Origin of the sequence: Natronorubrum aibiense (assembly GCF_009392895.1) — an archaeon.
GTDB classification, from domain to species: domain Archaea; phylum Halobacteriota; class Halobacteria; order Halobacteriales; family Natrialbaceae; genus Natronorubrum; species Natronorubrum aibiense.
Genome location: NZ_CP045488.1, coordinates 1,343,053 through 1,363,387 on the forward strand (window position 1 = coordinate 1,343,053; position 20,335 = coordinate 1,363,387).

Sequence of the window (20,335 nt, forward strand, 5' to 3'; positions counted from 1 at the left end):
CACCTCAAAGGGATTCCGGAGCAGACAGAACGCTTTCGGGGCGGGGAACTGACGGTTACGTATGCACTCGATCGAGGAAAAACGCGTCTACGGCGATCGGGAAGGAGCCACCGAAGCCTACGTCTCGAGTTCGATCGGCGTCGTCCGCGTCCGCGTCGCCGGCGACACCGTCGGCGAGTTCGGCCTCTGTGATCGCTGTACCGCACACGATGTTGCGGCGGCCGATGGGATCGTTGCGGTTGCAACCGACGAGGACGTCCGGCTGCTGGTACCGCCAGCCGAGGACGACGAATCGGCAGCGGACGACCCGCCGATCACGGAAACCGGCTTCGGTCCAGCGGTCGCCGTCGGCCTCGACGACGCGGGACTGCTCGCGGCCAGTCCCGACGGCGAGATTGCCCGACTGGCAGGGGACGTTCCGGCCGACGACGGCGACTGGGAATCACTCGAGTCAGCCGGTATCGGGGCGGTTCGGGCGATCGATGGCGATCTCGTCGGCACCGAGGACGGCGTCTACCGCGTCCACGAGGCGGGGCTCGACCACGCTGGACTCTCTGCCGTCCGGGACGTCTCCGCGGCCGGCGTGCCGCTTGCGGCCACCGACGACGGGCTCTACAAACTCGGCAACGGCTGGATGCAGGTCCTCGAGGGGCCCTTCGACGTCGTCGCCGCGGACCCACAAAGCGAGCCGGGTCGACTCGCTCGGGCCCACGCCGTCTCCGGCGAGACGGTCTACGCCTACGGTGAGAACGACTGGCAGGTATACGACCGCTCGAGCACGCCCGTCGTCGGATTCGGGTACGGCGAGACGTGCTATGCCGTCACCGAACGGGGGACGTTCCTCTCGGCGACGCCGGACGACGGCAACGGACCCTGGCGCTCGCGAACACTCGGCATCGGAGACGTGACGGGACTCGCCGTACTGCGATAGCTGGCCAACCCACCCTCGGTGTGTCCGCCGGTCGACGCCGTTGTGGCTGCCGGACTGTTTATATATCCTGAATTTGTTCGCTCCAAATATGAGCGACCTTCCACGTCGGCGACTCCTCGCCGTCTCCGGCACGGCCCTGACGGGTGCTATCGCCGGCTGTTCGGGTAGCGACGACGGCGACGACGAACCGACCCCCAACGGCGGGGACGAGTCCGACGACAGCTCCGACTCGGCTCCTGAGGACAGCGACACCGGCAGTTCGACCGAACTCGAGGGCACGACCCTCGGCGAGATCACCATCGACAACCTCGATGAGACCGCCCACACGGTCGACGTCATCGTCGAGTTCGACCGCGAGATCGAGGACTGGACGACCGAATCCCTCGAGGCAGACAGTGGCGTCACCCTCGATCGAAACTGGCCCACGGAGCCGGGGCAGTTCCGCGTGACGACGCGGCTCGATCAGGCGGAACTGGTTCAGGTGACGCCGGACGAGTGGAACGACCCGTCCTGTCTCAACCTCTTCGTGCGCGTCGACCGCGACGGCGAGTTAACGCTGTTGAGCGACATCGGCGGCGGTCCCTGTGGTGCCGGCGACGCCGACGTCGACGACGCCGAGACGTGACTGATGCGGCTGGAGACGACACTGTGAGTCACTGACGGTCCGCATCGGAACGAAAACGGGTTTTATCCTTCGCCCTGTCCACTCGAGTATGACCACGATCGTCAGCGGCGCTGCGTCACAGACGCTGGCCGCTGCACTTGCTCGCGAACTCGATGTCTCGCTCGCGACCGCCGAATACGACCGGTTTCCGGACGGTGAACTGCTCGCCGCCGCACCAGATTTCGGCGACGACCGCGCGATCGTCGTCGCCTCGACGGTCTCGAGCGACGCCCATCTCGAACTGCTCCAGCTTCAGGATGCGGTCCGAGAAGCCGGGGCCGAAGAGGTCGTCACTGTCCTCCCGTACATGGGCTACGGCCGGCAGGACAAGGCGTTCGAGGCAGGCCATCCTATTTCTGCTCGTGCAGTTGCCCGCGCTATCTCGACCGGTGCGGATCGCGTGCTGACCGTCACGCCCCACGAGGAAGCGGTGTGTGAGTTCTTCGAGCCGACGGCAACCGCCGTCGATGCGGCCGGCCGACTCGCCGAGCCGCTGCCAGACGACCTCGCGGATCCGGTCTTCCTCTCGCCCGACGCGGGCGCGATCGAGCTCGCCGAGACGGTCCGCGACGCCTACGGCGACGGCGAGACGGATTACTTCGAGAAGGTTCGCCACTCCGGTACCGACGTCGAGATCACCCCCAGTGACGTCGACGTGGCCGGCCGCGACGTCGTCGTCGCCGACGACATCATCGCGACGGGATCGACGATGAGTGAAGCCGTCGCCGTCTTACAGGACCGCGGCGTCGAGCGCGTCTTCCTCACCTGTGTCCACCCGCTGCTCGCACGAAACGCCGTCACGAAACTCTCCCGAGCCGGCGTCGAAGCGATCTACGGCACAGATACGATCGAACGATCCGTAAGCGCCGTTTCGGTCGCGCCTGCACTCGCCGAACACCTCTGAGCAACCACGACGCAAGGGGGTGCTCGAGCGGTGTAACTGTTAAGTCACTCCGTATGACATTCATACACATCGACCATTCGGTCCGGGCCAGTGGTAGCCCGGTGGGGACTCGAGTGTCCGGCCGTCGCCTGTGGGGGCAACCGAAGGGAGTGAGATCAGATGCACGGAATTATCCACAAAACGCTCAAGGAGTACGTTATCGCGAAGACCGACGAGGAAACGTGGGGGGCCATCGTTGACCAGGCTGACATCGAACCCACGTTGTACCTTCCCGTCTCGTCGTACGACGACGCCGAAGTCGAGGCAATCCTCAAGACGCTGTCGTCGATGGCCGTCCAGAAACGCCGGCAGATCGAACGTGACCTCGGTCGGGCGCTCGCGCCTGAGCTCCTGTCGACCTTTTCTGCCCACGTTCGCGGCGATGGGGACCTGTTCGAGGTGCTCGAGCGCCTCGAGTCGATCGTCGAAAGCGTCGACACGACGACGAACGCGAACGCGCTGCCGACCGTCTCGGGGACTCGCGAGTCAGCCGACTGCGTTCGCGTGACCTACTGCACTCACCGGGAGAGGTGTTACTGCGGGTTGGCACAGGGGATTCTCGAGGGGATGGCCAACGTCTTCGAGACGGAGGCGACCGTGATCGAAACGGCGTGTGTCGCCGACGGCGACGAGACGTGTGCGTTTCGAGTGGAGCAGGACTAACGCCAGCAGTGGCGGCCCGCTCGAGTGTTTCTGCCGTCGTTGACCCCCTTCTGTTACCGTCGCCGACCGAACAGTGCGACTACGAGCGCGAGTCCGAGCGCGACGACTGCTGCGACGCCGCCGAAGCCGGGAACGGTATCGAGCCGTTCGAGCGTGCCGCCGACGGTGATCGTCGTCGACTGCTCGCCGGCGACGACCTCGTAGCGCCCATCGCCGTCGAACTGGAGAGTGACCTCGACGGTCCCGGCCTCGCCGGGTGCGAGCGCGATCGGCGGCCCAGTGACGGTCTCTCCCGGCGTTCGGAACTCGAGCGTGCCCGCAGCCGGATACTCGTCGCCCGTCGTCACTGTCGCGGTCGCCGTCACCGACTCGCCGGGGTCGACGCTGTCGGGGCTGAATTGCAACTCGGTGACGGTCAGACTCGGTGCCGAGCGAACGACGACGGTCAGTCGATCCGAGCCGATCCGGACGTCGTGGATGCCTGGCTCCGTCGGCATCCACGCCAGCGTCTCGCTCGCCCGTTCGCCGCCCTCAAGTCGTCGCTGGGTGTGGTCGACGATCTTCCCATCGACCCGCAGGGTCGCATCCGCGGTGCCGGTTCGATCGCCGCCGTTCTCGATCACGACCGGGATCGTGACGCGCTCACCGGCCGGCACGGCCACCACGCCGCGGTCGGTCGCGCGATCACCGCGTTGATCGTCCGCCTCGAGACTGCCGATATCGGTGCGGTCCCAGCGCTCCCACGGTTGGTCGCCGACCCTGATCTGGTCCGTCCCGAGTCCGGACGTGATGGGCGTCCGCGGCTGGTCGAACGCGGCGCGGTGTTCGAACCGGTTCCACGCGTCCGGCGTCTCGGCCGTTCGGGTGTATCGCTCGGCGCGCTCTCGAACGGTCGCCCCGCCCGCGGCCTCGAGCGCCTCGAGGAACTCGGTCTCGCTCACTCGCTCGTCGCGAGCGTTCAGCGTCCGGAACACGTCGTCGAGGCTGCGGTCGCCGTCGGTCGCGAGCCGGAGCTGCCGGTCCAGTTCGCCGTACACCAGCGCCCCTTTCAGGTAGTTCGCGTTGCTGTCGCCCCAGGTCGACGGCTCGGCGAGGACGGCATCCGCCGCGGGCGACTCCGTGCCGCGCTCGAGCGAGCGGCGAAACTCGCGGTACGTGATTAACTCCTGTTCGTACGCAAGTAGGGCCGCGTAGTACTCCGCCTGCGCTTCGACGAGCCACTGGCCGTCGCTCGCGGTGCCGACGTCGGGGTTGGCGAATCGCTGTCTGACGTGGACGTACTCGTGGAGCCAGACGTTAGTCGCCTCCGCAAGCGGCGCGTCGGCGACGACCCACGCATCGCTGGGGCCGTACTGCATACCCCGCGATCCCCAGTCGACATCGCTCGGGACGGCGACCATGACGGCCTCGCTGGCACTCGAGCCCACGTCGAGTCGCCCGCTGGCGGCCTCGAGGCTGTCGAGGATGTCCGCTGGCCGCTCTCGAAGATCGGCAGCCTCGAGGACCACCAGCCTGAGCCGTTCTCCGTCGACAGTTCGTTCGTGTTCGGTCACTTCTCCGAAGACGGCCAGCTCCGTGCCGGCCGCGCCGGGGCCGTCGACGGTGACAGTTTCCTCGACGCCGATGGGTGCGCTGGTCGCCGTCCGATAGGAGAGGCTGACGTTGGGAACCTGGACGACGCCCCACTCGCCGGTCTCGAGGAACGTATACCCCTCTCCCTCGGCTGGTGCCGCCGTGGCTGTCGCAATTGTCGGTCCCGATTCTCGTGTGTCGGACTCGGGCTGGCTTGTATGGCCGCCGGTCGTGCCCGTTCGATTCGCTGGCATCGTGAATCGAATCGTCGGCGTCTCGGTCGTCTCGTCCCACCGGTACGTCCCCTCCTCGGTCGCCTCGAAGCCCTCGGTGGCGCGGATCGTGGCTTTTGATTCGAGGCCAATCTCGAGGCCGGTCAGCGGCTTCGGAACGTCGAACGTGATCGTGGTCTCGAACGTCCCCGGTTGGTCCGGGAGCTGCCGCAGTGTCATCGTCCGGTGGAGGACGTCGTTTGCACCGGCTAGACTGGTGGTCGACCCGCTGCTCACGCTGGGTGTAACCGCGGCGTCGACACCGGTCGTATCAGTCTCGGGTGCTGTCTGCGACCCGCCGGCACCGGCGACGCCGGCCGGGATCGCCCCGAGCAACACCACGACAACGAGACAGACGGCGACTCGAGTAGTCACTACCCTGCTCTGGCGAGTCAGTGACCATGACTGTTACGACGTGGTGATTTTCAGAAAAATGGCCCTGTTGAAACCTCGGATAGTGACAGGTTCAGAACTCTCTGCGGTAAGTACTGGCGAGTAACATAACGACAAAACTGATTAATAGCCCATAATTATGAACACTACAATATAGGAAATCAATCCAAAGAGGGCAGTGGCCCCCATCCAGGCAAAGATTATGAGCCCCGCCTGTCTTCCGGTTATCTCCTCTCCTTCGAGTAGTTTACTAAATTCGGCAAAGATATCGTCAAGCGCCATAGGTGAGCTTAGTTGACAATATGTAAAAGAGTATTCAATTCTTGAGTCAGAGACGATTGGTCAGTGCGCATTTGTAGGGAGCGTGTGTTTCACGCAGAAAAACATCTGAAGAATGGTATTTTAAAGCCAGAAAACACTGCACCACGAACCGAAACGCGATATCGTCGTCAGAGCAGGCCAGCCAACACGGTATTGAACAGCACGCCGACCGTGATCCCGATCGTCACGACGGTTCCCGCATACACCACGAGCAGTCGTCGCTCGAAGAGCTTGTTCAACAGGATCAGGTTTGGAATGCTGATCCCGGCGCCGCCGATGACGAACGCGATCACCGTGCCGATGGGGATCCCCTGTTCGGCGAGCGAGTGGGCGATCGGCAGCATGCCGCTGATACTCACATAGATCGGCGCACCGGCCAGTGCAGCCATCGGCGTCGCGAGCGGATTCGACGGTCCAGCGATCTGCTGGAGGAACGTCGCCGGAACCGCACCGTGGATGAGCGCACCGATCGCGATCCCGACGACGATGTACGGAAGCGTATCCCGGAAAAACGACAGTGCGCCGCGACCGGCCTCGGTAACTCGCTCTCGGTGTGATCGCGTGGCCGAGGTGCTACACGCACAGCTCGCACTCCCGGTTGCCGTTCCGCCGTCGGTCGTGATTTCGCGTCCGCCAGCCGTAATTCGAACGTCTTTGACGTAGTTCTCGAGGTTGAGCGTGCCGATGACGATGCCGCCGACGATCGCCGCGGACAGTGCCGTCACGACGTAGGCGACGGTCACGCCGGTTCCGAAGAGTCCGAACAGCAGGACGACGGCGATCCAGTTGACGATCGGCGATGCGAGCAGAAACGAGAATGCAAGGCCGAGCGGGGCACCCGCCCCGAGCAACCCGGCGAGGACCGGGACCGTCGAACACGAGCAAAACGGCGTCACTGCGCCGAGTCCGGCAGCGAGAACGTTCCCGCTCCCGTGGTCTCGAGATCGAAGCATTGCTTCGACCCGCTCCGGCGGCAGGTACTCCTGTGCGAGGCCGACGAGAAACGACGCCCCGACAAAAAGCGGGGCGAGCACGAGCGCCAGATGCACGAAGTACTCGGCGGAATCGACCAGCGCCGTCTCGTAGCCGGCGGGGATCATCGTTAGTACTCACCCAGCGCGGCGGCGAGGTCGAGTAACTGGAGACTCGCCGTATCTGCAATCCGATAGTAGGTCCACTTGCCCTCTTTTCGGGTGCGAACGATACCTGCCTCGCGGAGCTGTGAGAGGTGGGAGCCGACGGTCGACTGCGGCGCATCGAGGATCGTCTCCAGCTCACAGGCACACAGCTCGCCGTCGCGAAGTGCCTCGATGATCCGGAGCCGTTTTTCGTTCGACAGCGCCTTGAAAACGCGCAGTTCGCTGTCGATTACGTCGTCGTTGACTCTGCGATTTGCCGGAAAGGCACCTGCACAGCAGGCCCCCTCGCTCATCCGGTTGATCGTCTCGCTCGCCGATTCGCTCGGTCCGTCGTCGTCGATTCCGGGTTGATCGGTCATCGTCGATCAGTCCTCGTCACTCGAGTCGAGCTCTTCGATCTCGACACCACAGCAGCAGTCATCGTCCGTTTCATTCGCCTCGCGTCCAAGGATGCGATCGAGCAGTCCCATACATATCGAGAAAGACCGATACGACTTAACCATTTTGCTCGAGCCGAGATGATTCGATACGGATTCTTCGATGGCATCACTGCCTGGCTTCTGGTACGAACCTCGAAAACGGTCGTTAACGCGGATATTGTCCCGAGTCGACTGCCACTCTCGAGTGGTCGACACACCGCAGTCGTCTCGGAGCACATCTCGAATCGAGAGTATTCGATTCGAGTAATCTCGATGGGTGGCCCCGGATGGCGCTCAAAGCAGTTGCTCTCGAGTACAGTACCGATTCGAATTGTCCCTGTCCGGGGCGAAAAACGAGTGTTCGTGAGGTCAGTCCGACGCTTCGGCAGCTGCCAGCGGTTCGATCGCGATCTCCATCGTCACGCCTTCGACCTCCCACTCCTTGCGGTTGCCGTTATCGACCTCGAGGTCGCCCAGTTCGTCGGCGCGGACCTCCTCGCGGATGAGGCCCTCGCGCTCCCTGACGAGGTCGGCGACGCGGTCGTCGTCGATTGCAAGCTCCAGTGCGATCCGTTCCTCGACGTCTAAGTCGAGGTCCTTGCGCATCTCCTGGACGCGGCGGATGACCTCGCGGGCGTAGCCCTCGCTTTCGATGTCCTCGGTCAGCGAGGCATCGACGTAGACGACGCCGCGGTCGTCACCGTCGAGGCCGAACGCGGTGCCGGCGACGCTGTCTGGCGTCTGGGTCACGAAGGAGACCATCTCCTCGGTGATCGACTCGTCGTCCTCGAGCACGTCTGCGACGGCGTCCTCGAGCGCCTTGAGGCTCGGCTCCTCGATGCGGGCCTCGTTGAGTGCGTTCATGACCTCGCCGGCGCGGCCGCCGAAGGCCGGGCCGAGCTTGCTCATATCCGCTTCGGCGCTGTAGTCGAGTTCGCCCCACTGGTTGTCCGGCGAGACGAGTTCGATCTCGCGGGCGTTGAGGCGGTCCTCGAGCAGCGCGGTGTGTCGTTTGACGGCGTCGACCACACGCTGGTCGTCGGCCGCGACGACGACGCGCGGGACGGGCCAGCGCAGTTTGCGACCGGCCTGCTGGCGCGCGTTCGCGCCGGCTTCCTCGATCGCTCGCAGGAAGGCGACGTCTTCTTCGAGTTGTTCGTCGACCCAGAACTCCTCGACGGCCGGCCAGTCTTCCATGTGGACGGTGTCGTGGCCGTCCTCGCCGGTGAGCGTGCCGTAGATCTCCTCGCTGATGAACGGCGCGTAGGGGGCGAGCAGGGCGACGCTCTCCCGGAGCACCCGGTAGATCGTCGCGTAGGCGGCCTGTTTGGAGGCGCTGTCGTCTTCCTCCCACATGCGCTCGCGGACGGCCTGCACGTAGAATCGGGAGACGTCCTCGACGACGAACTCGAGGAGGGCCTCGAGTGCGCGATCCTGGCGGAACTCCTCGAAGTGCTCGGTCATCTCGTCCTTGGTGGACTGCAGCCGCGCGAGGATCCACTCGTCGACGAGTTCGAGGTCGTCATCGACCGATTCGAGCGTCGTTTCGGTCGGATCGAAGTCGTCCAGCCGCATGTACGGCAGCGGGAAGCGGAAGACGTTCCACAGCGTCCGGAGGTGGTTTTCCATCGTGCCCATCTCGTCCCACGAGAAGCGCATGTCGTCACCCTGCGGGTTCGCCGAAAGCAGGAACATGCGCATCGCGTCAGAGCCGTGGCGCTCGATCGCCGTGTCGGGCTCGACGACGTTACCGACGGATTTGGACATCTTGCGGCCGTCTTCGTCTAAGGCGTGGCCGTGCATCAGGACCTTGTCGTACGGAACCTCGCCCATCGCGGCGGTGCCCATCCCAAGCTGGGACCAGAACCAGCCGCGGGTCTGGTCGTGGGCCTCGAGGATGAAGTCGGCGGGCCAGAGCTCGTCGAATCGGCTGTCGTCGGATGGGAAGTCAAGGGTCCCCCACGACGCCACTGAGGAGTCGAGCCAGACGTCGAAGACGTCGGGGACGCGGGTGTAGGTGGTGCCGTCTTCGGTGATCGTGAGGTCGTCGACCGTGTCTTTGTGGAGGTCGACCGCGTCGGAATCGACGTCCTGATCGACCCGATCGGCGAGTTCCTCGCGCGTCGCGATGACGATCATGTCCTCGTCGTCGTCCCGGTCTTCGGGCGTCCAGACCGGCAGTGGGATGCCCCAGTAGCGCTGGCGCGAGACGTTCCAGTCGGGGGCCTCCTCGACGAAGTCGCGGAAGCGGTTGTCGCGAGCCCACTGCGGGTACCACTCGCTGTCCTCGATGTTCTCGAGTAGTTCGTCTTTGACGTCCGTGATCGTGATGAACCACTGCTCGGTGACGATCTGGAGAATGCCCGTATCACACCGCCAGCAGTGACCGTAGCTGTGGTTGACCGTACCCGACGCGAGCAACGCGCCGTTGTCCTCGAGGTCGGCCATGATCTCGTCGTCGGCCTCTTTGACGAACTGGCCCTCGTACGTGCCGGCTTCGTCGGTGTAGACACCGTCGCCGCCGACGGGGCAGAAGATCGGCAGGCCGAGTTCGGTCCCGCGCTCGAAGTCCTCTTCACCGTGGCCGGGCGCGGAGTGGACGAGCCCCGTCCCGTCGCCGTGGGTGTCGACGTACTCGCCGGTATACACCTCGAACACGCCCTCACCGTCGACGTGGTCGGGCACCTCTTCGGCGAGCGGGTGCTCGTACGTCCAGCCGAGCAGGTCCTCGCCGGTCAGTTCTTCGACGACCTCGTAGTCCTCGTAGCGACCTTCTTTGAGGACCTCCTCGTGTTTGGCTTCGGCGACGTACAGCAGTTCCTCCTCACCGTCTTTTTCGGCGCGCACGCCGACGTAGTCGCCCTCCTCGTCGACAGCGACGAACGTGTTCGCCGGAATCGTCCACGGCGTCGTCGTCCAGATGACGAGCGAGCCCTCGCGGTCGGTGAGGTCGAATTTGACGTAAATCGAGGGGTCCTCGACGTCCTCGTACTCGACTTCGTTGTTCGCGATTGCGGTCTCACAGCGCGGACACTGTGAGATGGAGCGGTGGCCCTTCTCGACGAGCCCGCGATCGGCGGCCTTCGAGAAGCCCCACCAGGCGGCTTCCATGTATTCGGGGCTAACCGTCCGATAGGGGTTGTCCCAGTCCATCCAGACGCCGAAGGATTTGAAATCGGACTGGAGGCCCTCGAGTTGCTCGTCGGCGTAGTCCTTACATTCCTGGATGAAGTTCTCCTCGCCGAACTCCTCGATGTCCTTCTTGTTCTCGAAGCCGAGTTTCTCCTCGACTTTGGTCTCGATCGGGAGGCCGTGCATGTCGTAGCCCGGCCGGTCGGTGACGTCGTACCCCTGCATGCGCAGGAAGCGGATGTAAACGTCTTTCAGGGACTTGTTCCAGGTCGTCCCCATGTGCGCCGATCCCGACGTGTACGGCGGGCCGTCGACGAAGAAGAACGATTCACCGTCGGAGCGATGCTCGACCGTCTGCTCGTAGGCGTCGACGTCGTCCCAGTAGTCGAACACCCGCTGCTCTAGGGCGTGGGGGTCGTACTGGTCGTCGACCTCGCCGAACCTGCTCATATGCCACTCCACTCACTCCGTGATTAAAGGGGAATCGGTCCTGCAGGCGGCGTCGCTGCCGAGTCGACGGTTCGAAAACAGTCGCGTTCGCTACTGTACGGCGCCGAACAACCGCATGGCGACTTTCTTGTAGCCGATCCCGTAGACGCCGCCGTAGAGCATGACACAGCCGATCGCGGCGAGCCAGAGGCCGACCATCGCCTCGCCCGCCCCGAGGTGTTGCAGGCTCGCGTATTCAGCGGCGACCCCGCCTGCGGTCAATGCGCCACCGAGGATCGTATAGACGATCATCGGGAGCAGTTCTGTGAGGAGTTCCGGTGTAGCCGATCCCATTACCACTGAGAAGCCACTCAGCCACTGTAAATCTGTCCCCTCTGCGGGGACTCGAGTGAATCGCTGAGTCGGGTCTCACGAAGCGAGTCGGTTCACCGTGCTGAAAGATCCGATATCAGTCCCGCTGCCGATGCTCAGACCGGCTCGAACCGGTAGCCGTCCCAGTCTTGACTCTCGGGTTCCCGGATGCCGGCCCCGGGTTCGCGGAGTTCGTCGACGTAGACGGGTTCGACTTCGTCGCCGGTCTCGATCTCGTCAGTCGTCACCTGTCCGATCGCCCGCACTGGCTCGCCATCGACGTCGAACTCGACGACCGCGAGCGTGTTGGGCTCGCGAACGCCGGGCGGCGTGGCCATACTCGTCGTCCACGTGATGACTTCGGCGGTGTACTCGCTGAGATCGACCGTCTTGATCGGTTTCGATCCACTGGGGCCACGCGGGTGCCCGGGGTAGCTGATCGAACCGTCCTCGTACTCGTACGCTTCCATCGTCATTGTGCTGCCTCCATGATCGTGGTGATAACGCAGTTGCCAAAGCCGCCGACGTTACAGGCCAGACCGACGTCGGCCTCGACCTGTCGCGGCCCTGCTTCGCCCATGAGTTGTTCGTAGATCTCGACACCCTGTGCGATGCCGCTCGCGCCGAGCGGATGGCCCTTCGATTTGAGCCCGCCGGAGGTGTTGACCGGCAACTCGCCGGTGTCACGCTCGGTGTAGCCCTCCTCGATCAGCTTCCAGGCCTCGCCCTGCTCGGCGAAGCCGAGTCCCTCCATCTGGAGGAACTCGAGGATGGTGAACATATCGTGAAGTTCAGCGACGTCGATGTCGGCGGGGCCGTAGCCACTCATCTCGTAGGCACCCTTGCCGCTCTCGACGACGCCGCCCATCACAGTCGGGTCCTCGCGCTCGTGGACGACGTGGGTGTCAGTTGCCCCGTCGACACCCGCGATGACGACGTACTCGTCAGTGTACTCCTTGGCGACGGATTCGGGACAGAACAGGAGCGCAGCCGAGCCGTCCGTGATCGGACAGAAGTCGTACAGCCGCAGCGGGTCGGCGACGATCGGTGACTCTAGCACCGTCTCGAGGTCGACTTCCTTCTGGAACTGGGCGTTGGGGTTGTCGACGCCGTTTTTGTGGTTCTTGACAGCCACTTTACCGAGGCTCTCGCGCGGCGCGTCGAACTGCTCTAAGTAGTGGCGGGCCGTCAACCCCGCAAACGACGGCAGCGTCACGCCCGTCTTGTATTCGACAGGATGCGTAACCGACGCGATGATGTCGGTCGTTTCGGGGGTCGATCGATGGCTCATCTTCTCGCCGCCAACGAGCAGCGTCATGTCACTGGCACCGCTGGTGATCGACTGCCAGGCCGCGTAGATCCCCGCTCCGCCGCTGGAACTCGTCTGGTCGACGCGCTGGGTGTACGCCGGCATCGCATCGAGATCGTGTGCCAGCGCGTTCGGGACACCTGTCATCCCTTCGAACTCCCCGCTCGCCATGTTCGAGACGTACAGGTGCTCTACATCGGCTGCATCGACCCCGGCGTCCTCGAGGCACTCGAGTCCGGCCTCCGCGAGGAGGTCCATGATCCAGCCCTCGCGCTGGCCGAACTGGGTCATCGACGCACCGACGATTGCAACCCGTTCGGACTCTTGCTGTGTTATCGGCATCAGGAACAGTGCCCACGAACACCGCCTTAAAGCTCCTATTTGATAGCATTCCGTGAAAAATGGACCGATCGAGATAACACCGCACCAGTGCCTCGAGTCGAGTGTGCGCTCCTCTGATCAGGATCCGGTGTTTCCGACCGCACGAAACGTCCTCGAGGCCGATTGTGACCGCTGTCCGGCGCTCGACGCGTGTCGCGAGCGCATCTCGTGGGGGACCGGGCCGCTCGATGCGGCTGTCGTCGTCGTCGGCGAAGCACCCGGCTACGGCACTCCCGACGCCGACCGTTGGCGAGGTGGGAACTGGACCGGGAAGGCCTACACTTCCCGCCATTCTGGTCGACGCATCCGACGCATGCTCGCCCGACTCGGCTACGACGAGACAGCCTACTACACGAACGCCGTGAAGTGTTTCCCGGCGGATTCCGAGGATCCGAAGACAAACCGTGAGCCGACGCCCCAAGAGCGAGCGAACTGTCGCAGCCACCTGCTGACCGAACTCGAGGCCGTCGACCCCGACGTCATCCTCGCGACCGGGAAACACGCGACAAAAACGGTGCTCGCAGCCGAAGGTCGGAATCTCGAGGGCTTTCTCGAGAGCGTCCTCGAACCGACGTGGTGTGCCCGTCTCGACGTCTGGCTTGTCCCAATTTTGCATCCGTCGTATCAAGACGTTTGGATCGGCCGTCTGGGATACGAGCCGGAGACGTATCTCGAGGCAATCGGGGAGACGCTTGAGGACTGCCGCGGAACGACGAGCGGGGACTCAGGGAGCCACTGATCGTCACTACGGACTCGAGGGGGCGACGGCGCTCGAATCGCCTACTCGGGCAGCGGTTCGTGACTACCCTTGTGTCGTCACCGTCGGCTGGAGCGCGGGTGGGGCGATATCCCAGCGGTCCGCGGTGACGCCGTCGACGCCGAGTTCGTGGAGGGTCCGGACGTCCTCGACCGTCCGCGCCGCCTTCCAGGCGATGACGTTTAGATCGTGTTCGCGCGCGTTGGGGACGATGTCCGTCTCGACACAGAGGTCGTAGTGGGGGAAGACGTGTGTGCAGTCGTACTCGAGGGCTCGCGAGAGGTTGGTCGCGGGCTCCTCGCCGAAGAGCAATCCGTTGGGGACGTCGAGACAGGCCGCGTCGATCTCCGCGATTGCCTCGGGCAGGAACGACGAGACGCGGACGTCCGCGCCGGCCGCCATCGCCAACTGCAACGTATCTGCCGCGATCCCGTGCTCTTTCAGTTCGAGCTGGACGGTGACGTCGTCCGGGACGGCTCGCAACACCGATTCGAGGCGCGGAATCGACTCCTCGGACTCGAGGACGGTGAGTTCTTGAAGCTCGGACCACGGCGTCTCCGCGACTCGTCGGTCGACGTCGGCGACGCGATCCAAGGTTTCGTCGTGCACGACGACCAGTTCACCCGATCCACAGCGCCGCACGTCCACCTCGACGGCGGGCAGTCGACGGGCGGCTTCGCGGATTGCGAGGAGTGTGTTCTCCGGAACCTGCGCTGCACAGCCACGATGGCCGATAATCTCCATCTACCGAGACCGCAGGAGTCAGAACCCATCAATATTTTGTTTCCCGCGCAGTAGAGTGGCCAAACGTACAGAATATCTCGTCTTCAATACTGTCTCGGAAATCGACAGTCGGTGGCGGAGTTCCGTCGGTACAGCCCTCGCACCAGCGATCACGCGCACTGGATCTGCTCGGACGCGAGCCACGCTCGAGCGCGCTCGAGGTCGGCCGGGCGGTTGACCTCGACGTGACGGGTGTCCGGAATCAACAGCGGCTGCGTCGGCGTGCGGGGATACACACAGGGATACCAGTCGTCCAAGTGTGCACGGAGGATTTCGATCGCCGCCGTCCGGTGCTCGCGGCTCACGATGCCGAAGCCGGCGTGCTGGTGGCCCTCGATGAGCCCATAGGCCGTTACACGTCCCGAGTCGTTCCAGCGGATCGCTGTTTCCTCGTGCTGGAGTCCCGGAATGCAGCCGACGAGATTGAGATGCCCTCTGAGCGCGTCGAACTGCTCGGTCAGCCGCCCGAGCTCGCGTTCGTCGACGAGGATGTCGCCGTTGAGTACGAGCAGATCGTCGTCAATGTGTCTGAGCGCACAGAGCAGCGACGCGGCGTTCTCGTACCGATCCCAGTCCTCGAGGACGATCGGATCGTCGGGATCGTACCGTTCGAGAACCGTGTCGTGGTGATAGCCGAGGACGATGCTCGTGCCGTCGACGTGTGGCTCGAGCAACCCGCGCTGGCGGTCATACAGCGTCCGCCCGTCGAACTCGAGGAAGGCTTTCGGGACGTCGTCAGTGTGGTGGCCCATTCGTTTGCCCTCGCCTGCGGCCAAGATCACGCCGCGCATCGCATCACCTCCGCGGCGGCGCGTTCGCCCGCTCGGCCGTCCATCGGGATGCCGAGGTCTTCGAGCCACGCGGCGCGTCGGCGCGCGACGGCCTCGGGTTCGCCGTTCCGATAGAGGTCGTCGACGAGTTCAATCTCGAGTGCGTCCGTCGTCGCGCCAATCTGTGGCACCTCGCGGTCCGGCGCGTCGATGTCGGTCAACTGGATCAACGGCCGGCCCGTGTGGAGCCACTCGGCGATCGAGCCCGAATAATCCGAGATGAGCACGTCCGACCGGCGCATGCTCTCGGCGGGCGTTGTGGTCGTGTCGAAGACGACGTTCGGGAGTTCTTCGATTCGGTCGCGACACGCCTGTGTGACGGCCAGTCCCGGCCCCTCGCGTCGGTCGGTCGGGTGGGGCCGAAAGAGCAGTTCGTACTCGGTGTCGACGAAACACTCGAGGACCGAGCGAGCCGTGTTCGCGTACGCGCCCTGACCGACCATGTAGTTGGTCGGCGCGTACAGCACCCGCCGGTCACGGGGTGGCGGCGAATCGACTAGCACGTCGGCTTCCGGGATGCCGACGACGGTGACGCGCACGTCGGATGGCGCGGCCTCCCGGTACGCCCGTGCCCACCGCTCGCCGGGTGCGAGCGCGGCGCTGACGTGCTCTAAGATCGTCGTCGCCGTCACGGATAGCTCGCCGCGCCCGATCGACGCGCCGTGGCGCACGTGGACGAGCGGGTACTCCTCGTAGAACGTGAAGCGCTCGATGCCGAACCGGTGGTTGTAGACGACCACGTCGGGATCGATCGCCCGGATATTCTCGTCGACCGCGCTGGGGTCGTCCACTTCGATTTCTTCGATGCGGTCGCTACAGCCGCGGGCGTCCGCTCGAACCGGGACGTACGCCGACTCGCTGTCGACGTAGCGGTCGATCGCTTCGAACGTCTTCCGCATGAACGGTCGCTCGATTGCGTACAGTATCGTTCCCATCGTGTGTGTCCTCGCTTCCGCTCTCAGTCCTCGAGTGGCAGTCGGCCGCCGTGCTCGAGACGACACGGTGACGGTGTGGCGGGATTCCATCGCCGACGTCCGGAGCGGACGCATACCGCCTTAGTCGTCGATCGACGGTCGAAATCGGTCGCACTCGGGACCAGTCATCCGTTCAGGTACGGAACCTCGTCGCGCTCTCGAACCTGACAACCGTCGCGCGCGAGTCGGGAAGTCGACTACTGGAACGGATCTTCGCGTGGTGTTCAATTAAGCGATGGGCACGACTAAGCCGGCAACTATTATAATTGTTGGAGTGAATCCGCGTTTAGATTTCTGTATATTCAACTAGAACGTATATTTCAAAACAATCCACAGTTTGGATATCGAGATAGATGTGTCCGTTGCTCGGTTGTGACACGTAGCGAGCGGAAGCCCACCCCTTCAGGGGTGGGAGGATGTCAATTTTGGGACGTGCACTCGAGGGTATTTGGTCACGACACTCGAGCGGTGTGTCTACTACGTTTTCGATGGTGTACGCAGAAATCGCCAGCCGAAGGCTGGCAGTGGAGCCCCCTATCCGCTCGTGGGATGAAAAACGGGTAGGGGTAGTAGAGATCGGTGACGTTGGGACGATCGATCTCTTGGTAACGGGGCATGTGATGTCTCAAAGTCGGACACCGTCGGCAACGACAGTTGTCCTTCCCCGTCAACTACTCAGAATACCGGGTCCCAGGTAAGTATAGGTCCGATAAACGATTTCACCTGACTCAACTGCCGCGCTCACCCTCCCCCATTTCGGGTCAGTCACTGCCCGTTTCGGGATCGCTTGTTATTTTTCTCTCATTCTCTCTCTCGAGACGAACGAGTGGCGACCGTCACCACTGGCATCTCATCCCCGCACCGGCTCGTCGTCGCCGGGTGCCTGCGGCGCGGGCGATAACCTTCTTACAGTGGGCCAACACACACTCCCGTATGAGTACGATCTTCACGCAGATCGTTGAGGGGGAGATCCCCGCCCGAATCGTGTACGAAGACGAGACGACGATCGCCTTCCTTGATGCCAACCCGCTGGCGCCGGGGCACACACTGGTCATCCCGAAAGACGAGTACGAACGGGTGAACGACGTCCCCGACGACGTCGCCACCGATCTCTATGCGACCATCCACCGACTAGTCCCCGCTGTCGAGGATGCCGTCGACGCCGACGCCTCGACCGTTGCGTTCAACAACGGCGAAGCGGCCGGGCAAGAAGTCCCCCACGTCCACTGCCATATTGTCCCTCGCTTCGAGGGTGATGGCGCTGGCCCCATCCACAGCCTCTTCAGCGACGCCAAGACGTTCGACGTCGCCGATCTGGATCAGATCACCGAGGACCTCTCGGACGACGAACTCGACGAAATCGCCGCGGAAATCGAGTCTCGAGCCTGAACTGACTGTTATCGGTCGGCACACTGCCAGAGCGCAGGCGTCGTGACGCTTTTCTCACTCGCGCGTGAGCCTCGCGTATGATCGCCGATCTCGTCACCCGGTTGCGGACCGTTCCTTTCGCCGCAATCCTCGAGTTGGGGAGCCTTCTCGTCTGTGTGCTGTTGTTCCTCGGGACGCTTGCCTTGCTCTCGAGTGGCCCGCCGGCCGGTCGGGGCGACCTGTGGCTCGCGCTCATCGGGCTTGGAGCCGCGTTTGTCGTCTTCTGGACAGTGCTGGTGCCGCTGTACGAACGGACGCTGTAGCACCCGCGATCGATCGTCTCGTGCCGGTGATCGCGTATCCGGGTTTGCCACTCCGCGGATACCACCCGTCTCAGCTCACTCGAGCACGTCAGAGGACCGCACCAATTAGCAGGTCGCCGTAGATCAGTGCGACCGCCAGTCCGACGAACACGGGCACGAGAAACGGCGCGCCAGGCGAGATCCAGACGGTGTCTTTCTGTACTAATACCTCGAGGCCCTCCCGAAGCTCCGCGGGTGTGGTGCCGTAGGCCGTCCCCTCGATATCCGCGAGAAACGCCTCGGTCCCCCACGGGTCGTCGTGCTCGTTCGAGGTATTGGCGTTCGATTCATTGGCCTCGAGTGCTGCCCCGCCGTCGCCGCGCACGACGGCGGTGACGGCCCCGTCGGTCGGCGGGTTCGGCTCGGCGGGCAGGGTCGCCGGATCGCGGTATTGGTCGGGATTCTCGCGAACGTCGGCCAGTGAGAGCCCTCGCCAGCGCAGGTACATCCGCAGCGCGTCGAGATCGAGGCCGCCTCGAGAGCGTCCCTCGGGCGTCTCGAGGAGTCGGCCGTGCGTTTCGGGGATCGCCTCCCACGAGACGGGCCACCCGATGACCATCACCGACGTGATGCGGCCCGCGGCGGCGTTGCGAACCGCGATCACGAGCGGAATCGCCAGCCCCACGACGACGGCGTTGGTCAGGATCGTAAACGAGAACGTCCCGATCGGCGTCGTCGTCAGCGGCAACGTCCACGATCCGATCGTATACTGTGGAAACGTCGGAAACAGCAGGGCGAGGACGAGCAGCGCCTTCGCGTCAGCGCCGCCGAAGCCCCCGAACCACCAAAAGAGGTACGCGATGGGCACGACGAAGCCGAGACTCACCGCTGTCGGGATGAGAAACTCGTAGCGCCAGGCGTAGCCGCCCGCGGCCCATGCGAGGCGGCCCTCCCAGACGAGCGTGCAGAGTCCAAGGACTGCAAGCGGGATCCAGACACCGCTCGAGACTCGTCTGGTCTTGATATCCCGAACGGCAACCCAGGCGAACACGGGGACGGCGACGAGTCGAAGCAGATCTGGTCCCGTCGCCGACGCGCCTACGAGTGTCACGCCCGTGTCTCTCGAGCGCGATAGTGTTAGACTGTCGGTTGCACCCTTGATCGGACGTCGATCGCTGTCAACTGAAGCGGTAGCGCGGAGTCCCTTTCCTCAAGGAACGAGCGAAGTCGTTCGAAAGACCGGGGGTCTTTCGTGATGACGAAAATCTTCTATCTTGAGTCAGCGAGAGAATCCCGCCCTTCCCGTGAGTGACGAGTGTTCCGACGCTCTGTCGGAACCGAGGATCGAACAGGTTCACATGGTGGGCACCACAACCCGGTCGTGGGTCGAATTTCTGGATACCGCTTCGTATCAATCCCGCCCAAGAAGGGCTGTGGCACGACCTCGTACACGGGGACGCTTCGGCGGGACAGCTCCGACTGCAACGCCACCGCACGTCGTGGACACTTCACGTCACCGTCGAGTTCCCGATCGAAGAACCCGACTACGAACCGACAGACGACGATGTAACACCAATCGGCTTCGACATTGGCGAAGCACACCTGCTCGCAGGCACAGCCCGCGAGCAGGGCACCCCGACTGACCCACTGCTCATCAACGGTGGTCGCGCTCGCCACCTTCGCAAAGAAATGTTCACGACGCTCAAGCGACTCCAAGAGCGTGACGCTGCAGAGTGGCGGATTGACAAACGATTCGACCACTACCAGAACGCACTCACTGACATTATCGAGAAGGCGTCTCGACGTGCTGTCGAGTACGCCTGCCGGTTTGAGAAGCCAGTTCTCGTGCTGGAAGACCTTTTGTACATCCGCGAAGACCTCGATTACGGCGAATGGATGAACCGACGCCTCCACGCATGGGCGTTCGCTCGCCTCCAACAGCGTATCGAGGACAAAGCACGAGAGGCCGGGCTTCCGGTCAAATATGTCCGACCGGAGTACACGAGTCAGACGTGTCCCGAGTGCGGCCACGTCGGGCACCGGAACGGCGACGAGTTTCGGTGCCAGAACGACGAGTGTTGGGTGTCGGAGTACCACGCAGACATCAACGCGGCGGTCAACATCGCTGACCGCTACGACCCGTGGGGTGAGAGCCTGCCGCTGAAACCGGGGGCGATGACATTTCACGGGATGGGAGCGCCTGTGACAGCGCCACGACCCACCGAGAGACGAGCGAGGACCCCTCGCAATGACCCTCTCAGCCTTCCACGGGTTGGAACCCTCTGCCAGCAACAGCGGCACTTAGCTGGTATTCCCATGCCGGGAAGCCGCGCCATTTACGGCGCGGAGGATGTCACAGATATATACAGCAGAAAGACTTT

19 protein-coding genes and 1 pseudogene are annotated in these 20,335 nt (G+C 63.7%); 8 read left to right on the forward strand and 12 right to left on the reverse strand.

Annotated elements, in window-relative coordinates:
* The first annotated feature begins 61 nt into the window (after nucleotides 1–61).
* The 4 genes from GCU68_RS06640 to GCU68_RS06655 all read left to right on the forward strand — a co-directional run bounded on the left by GCU68_RS06640 (nucleotide 62) and on the right by GCU68_RS06655 (nucleotide 3,201).
* Nucleotides 62–931, forward strand: coding sequence for an HVO_0234 family beta-propeller protein (locus tag GCU68_RS06640; RefSeq protein ID WP_152940068.1), 870 nt, complete (start codon nucleotides 62–64; stop codon nucleotides 929–931).
* Nucleotides 932–1,019: 88 nt separating this feature from the next.
* Nucleotides 1,020–1,556, forward strand: a complete 537-nt coding sequence (locus tag GCU68_RS06645) for a hypothetical protein (RefSeq protein ID WP_152940069.1) — start codon at nucleotides 1,020–1,022, stop codon at nucleotides 1,554–1,556.
* A gap of 88 nt (nucleotides 1,557–1,644) precedes the next feature.
* Nucleotides 1,645–2,499, forward strand: coding sequence for a ribose-phosphate diphosphokinase (locus GCU68_RS06650; protein WP_152940071.1), 855 nt, complete (start codon nucleotides 1,645–1,647; stop codon nucleotides 2,497–2,499).
* Nucleotides 2,500–2,658: 159 nt separating this feature from the next.
* Nucleotides 2,659–3,201: a heme NO-binding domain-containing protein gene (locus GCU68_RS06655; protein ID WP_152940072.1), complete on the forward strand. Its 543-nt coding sequence runs from the start codon at nucleotides 2,659–2,661 to the stop codon at nucleotides 3,199–3,201.
* Nucleotides 3,202–3,254: 53 nt separating this feature from the next.
* Here the strand turns inward: GCU68_RS06655 and GCU68_RS06660 are convergent, their stop codons facing one another.
* The 8 genes from GCU68_RS06660 to GCU68_RS06690 form a co-directional block, all read right to left on the reverse strand.
* The gene (locus tag GCU68_RS06660) at nucleotides 3,255–5,420 is read right to left on the reverse strand and encodes a M61 metallopeptidase family protein (RefSeq protein ID WP_152940074.1); all 2,166 of its coding nucleotides are present in this window, start codon (nucleotides 5,418–5,420) and stop codon (nucleotides 3,255–3,257) included.
* 141 nt (nucleotides 5,421–5,561) lie between these two features.
* A complete protein-coding gene (locus GCU68_RS21260) occupies nucleotides 5,562–5,720 on the reverse strand; it encodes a hypothetical protein (protein WP_168927075.1) in 159 nt (52 codons plus the stop codon).
* A 167-nt stretch (nucleotides 5,721–5,887) separates the two neighbouring features.
* Nucleotides 5,888–6,859: a permease gene (locus GCU68_RS06665; RefSeq protein WP_152940076.1), complete on the reverse strand. Its 972-nt coding sequence runs from the start codon at nucleotides 6,857–6,859 to the stop codon at nucleotides 5,888–5,890.
* Nucleotides 6,860–6,861: 2 nt separating this feature from the next.
* Nucleotides 6,862–7,257 carry an ArsR/SmtB family transcription factor gene (locus tag GCU68_RS06670; protein WP_152940078.1) on the reverse strand — a complete coding sequence of 132 codons (396 nt, stop codon included), beginning with the start codon at nucleotides 7,255–7,257 and terminating at the stop codon, nucleotides 6,862–6,864.
* A 429-nt stretch (nucleotides 7,258–7,686) separates the two neighbouring features.
* Nucleotides 7,687–10,899 (reverse strand): isoleucine--tRNA ligase, encoded by a 3,213-nt coding sequence (ileS, locus tag GCU68_RS06675; RefSeq protein WP_152940080.1) that lies wholly within the window; start codon nucleotides 10,897–10,899, stop codon nucleotides 7,687–7,689.
* Nucleotides 10,900–10,989: 90 nt separating this feature from the next.
* Nucleotides 10,990–11,232: a hypothetical protein gene (locus GCU68_RS06680; RefSeq protein WP_152940082.1), complete on the reverse strand. Its 243-nt coding sequence runs from the start codon at nucleotides 11,230–11,232 to the stop codon at nucleotides 10,990–10,992.
* Nucleotides 11,233–11,366: 134 nt separating this feature from the next.
* Nucleotides 11,367–11,726: a PhlB family protein gene (locus GCU68_RS06685; protein WP_152940084.1), complete on the reverse strand. Its 360-nt coding sequence runs from the start codon at nucleotides 11,724–11,726 to the stop codon at nucleotides 11,367–11,369.
* Nucleotides 11,723–12,901, reverse strand: a complete 1,179-nt coding sequence (locus GCU68_RS06690) for a thiolase family protein (RefSeq protein WP_152940086.1) — start codon at nucleotides 12,899–12,901, stop codon at nucleotides 11,723–11,725. The genes GCU68_RS06685 and GCU68_RS06690 overlap by 4 nt, the downstream gene beginning before the upstream one ends.
* Before the next feature lie 103 nt (nucleotides 12,902–13,004).
* Between GCU68_RS06690 and GCU68_RS06695 the strand changes: the two genes are divergently transcribed.
* On the forward strand, nucleotides 13,005–13,679 hold the full coding sequence (locus tag GCU68_RS06695) for a uracil-DNA glycosylase (protein WP_152940088.1): 675 nt from the start codon (nucleotides 13,005–13,007) through the stop codon (nucleotides 13,677–13,679).
* Between the two features lie 63 nt (nucleotides 13,680–13,742).
* Here GCU68_RS06695 and GCU68_RS06700 read toward each other — a convergent pair whose 3' ends face one another.
* The 3 genes from GCU68_RS06700 to GCU68_RS06710 form a co-directional block, all read right to left on the reverse strand.
* Entirely contained in the window at nucleotides 13,743–14,441 is a 699-nt protein-coding gene (locus GCU68_RS06700) for a glycerophosphodiester phosphodiesterase (RefSeq protein ID WP_152940090.1), read from the reverse strand.
* A 149-nt stretch (nucleotides 14,442–14,590) separates the two neighbouring features.
* Nucleotides 14,591–15,271: an NTP transferase domain-containing protein gene (locus GCU68_RS06705; RefSeq protein ID WP_152940092.1), complete on the reverse strand. Its 681-nt coding sequence runs from the start codon at nucleotides 15,269–15,271 to the stop codon at nucleotides 14,591–14,593.
* Nucleotides 15,259–16,245, reverse strand: coding sequence for a CDP-glycerol glycerophosphotransferase family protein (locus GCU68_RS06710; RefSeq protein ID WP_152940093.1), 987 nt, complete (start codon nucleotides 16,243–16,245; stop codon nucleotides 15,259–15,261). The genes GCU68_RS06705 and GCU68_RS06710 overlap by 13 nt, the downstream gene beginning before the upstream one ends.
* Before the next feature lie 972 nt (nucleotides 16,246–17,217).
* Between GCU68_RS06710 and GCU68_RS06715 the strand changes: the two genes are divergently transcribed.
* On the forward strand, nucleotides 17,218–17,673 hold the full coding sequence (locus GCU68_RS06715; protein WP_152940095.1) for an HIT family protein: 456 nt from the start codon (nucleotides 17,218–17,220) through the stop codon (nucleotides 17,671–17,673).
* Between the two features lie 77 nt (nucleotides 17,674–17,750).
* Nucleotides 17,751–17,975, forward strand: coding sequence for a hypothetical protein (locus GCU68_RS06720; protein WP_152940097.1), 225 nt, complete (start codon nucleotides 17,751–17,753; stop codon nucleotides 17,973–17,975).
* Nucleotides 17,976–18,063: 88 nt separating this feature from the next.
* On the opposite strand, the gene GCU68_RS06725 is transcribed toward GCU68_RS06720, so the two are convergent.
* Nucleotides 18,064–19,065 carry an A24 family peptidase C-terminal domain-containing protein gene (locus GCU68_RS06725; RefSeq protein WP_152940099.1) on the reverse strand — a complete coding sequence of 334 codons (1,002 nt, stop codon included), beginning with the start codon at nucleotides 19,063–19,065 and terminating at the stop codon, nucleotides 18,064–18,066.
* A 242-nt stretch (nucleotides 19,066–19,307) separates the two neighbouring features.
* Here GCU68_RS06725 and GCU68_RS06730 point away from each other — a divergent pair.
* Nucleotides 19,308–20,259 (forward strand): annotated as a pseudogene (locus GCU68_RS06730) (RNA-guided endonuclease TnpB family protein); the annotation flags it as partial.
* Between the last annotated feature and the right edge of the window lie 76 nt (nucleotides 20,260–20,335).